The sequence below is a fragment of the Sphaerospermopsis reniformis genome (genome assembly GCF_005402885.1).
GTDB classification, from domain to species: Bacteria; Cyanobacteriota; Cyanobacteriia; order Cyanobacteriales; family Nostocaceae; genus Sphaerospermopsis; species Sphaerospermopsis kisseleviana.
In genome coordinates, this window is the sequence record NZ_BJCE01000452.1 from 1 (window position 1) to 1,932 (window position 1,932).

General features: G+C 40.9%; 1 protein-coding gene. It reads right to left on the minus strand.

Going from position 1 to position 1,932, the window contains the following annotated elements; all coding sequences use genetic code 11:
* Positions 1-587: 587 nt before the first annotated feature.
* The gene (locus FFR48_RS27595; protein ID WP_137669547.1) at positions 588-1,805 is read right to left on the minus strand and encodes a site-2 protease family protein; all 1,218 of its coding nucleotides are present in this window, start codon (positions 1,803-1,805) and stop codon (positions 588-590) included.
* Between the last annotated feature and the right edge of the window lie 127 nt (positions 1,806-1,932).

Below are 1,932 nucleotides of genomic sequence, written 5' to 3' on the forward strand. Positions count from 1 at the left end.
AGATTGTTGTGGTGATCCTTGCTACGAAGCGGTCTTTTCTGACCAAGGTTGGGACGGTCTACCACTTCCTCTAACATACCTCTAAGATACAAGGTTGGGTTAAGCGATAGCGCAACCCAACAAAAGCCTATCAATGTTGGGTTTCCTAACGTCAACCCAACCTACATAATTCTATTTTTTGGGCTTAACCGAAAAGTATTGACTCTGAACCAACATTTAATTATGTGGCTAATCCTTTAGAACGTCGAGCTTAATAAATAGTTGGCAAATTGTAATTTAGAGCAGGAGTCAGGAGTCAGGAGTCGTAGGGGCGAAGCATTCGGGCAACCAATTATCAATTTTATGAAAAGGCTATTTTCCTGTAAGGGCGAAGCATTCGGGCAACCAATTATCAATTTTATGAAAAGGCTATTTTCCTGTAAGGGCGAAGCATTCGGGCAACCAATTATCAATTTTATGAAAAGGCTATTTTCCGAATGCTTCGCCCCTACTTCGCCCGTACAGGAGTCAGGAGTCAGGATCAAGACTTAGTTTTTCTCACCTAGTCACCAGTCACCAGTCACCAGTCACCAGTCCCCAGTCCCCTGTCACCTCTCAAATACTGACTTTGCTATTACCCCTAACTGCAAACCAGGGGGAAAAGTCCCTTCTTCTTTAATCCGCTTTATTTCCCCTTCGCTAATTTGCAAATTTAACTCTTGTGCTAAACACTTGACAGTATCTCCCCTATCAATCACGCCAGCTACTGTACCTGCGGGAGAAAGTACGGTGATTTGGGGTAGCTGCTCGTTTTCTAGTTTGTTGATAACGTCTGCTAAAGAAGTTGATTCGCTGACAGTGGGTATTGTGTTCAGAGGATGAACAATAGTTTGCAAAGTTTCAGTTTCCCACTGACTTCTTTCCGTGATCCGCAAATCATCAATTTTCACTAAACCCCGATAACGTCCATCGGATGCAGCAAAATAAGTATGTGCAATGTTTGATGTATGGGGAAAAGATGTATCTAAAAGATATAAGTCCGCAAACTCCCGTAATGTTTTATTTGCGTCAACTACGCGAAAATCACGAGTCATCGCGTCAACTGCTTGGAGTTTAATCAGAGTTTCTTGCAGGGTGGTAACATTGTCATAGGTATTGGCATTACGAATTGCAAACCAACCTAATAATACAATCCACAAACCTGTTACCAATTCCTGGGTAAAGAAATCTACAGCAAATCCGCAAGCGATCGCACAATAACCTAAAATTTGTCCAGACTTAGCCGCCCAATGTACTGCTTGAAAGCGATCGCCTGTAACTTTCCACAGTGCTGCTTTTAATACCTGTCCCCCATCCAAAGGTAAACCAGGAATCAAGTTAAATAAAGCCACAACCAAGTTAATTCTTGCTAAATCCCTGACCATAACATTTAATAATGTAGTATCAGGAATCACTTGATAACCTAGAGTTAACAACAAAAACAGGATAATACTTACCGCAGGACCAGCGATCGCCACTTGAAAAGCTTTACCTGGAGTTTTTGACTCTTCCTCTATCGCTGCAATACCACCAAAGAAAAACAGCGTAATCGAATTAACTTTAATTCCTTGGGACTGCGCCACTAAACTATGCCCCAACTCATGCAATAGCACAGAAGTAAATAACAGCAGTGCCATTACCAGTCCTGCACTCCAAGCCGTGACAGTTCCCCATTCTTGGTAAGCAACCCCAAAATTTAAAGTTGCCAACCCAACAATTACAAACCATAGGGAGTCCAAAAACAAAGGAATGCCAAATAAAGATCCAATTTGCCAATTTTTTTGCATTACATCAATTTATTTATATATTTCTTATATTTCTCACCATAGCAGAAGGCAGGGGAAGTAGGGCAGGTAGGGGAGGTAGAAGTTATTAATTATTAATTATCAATTATCAATTATCAATTATCAATTA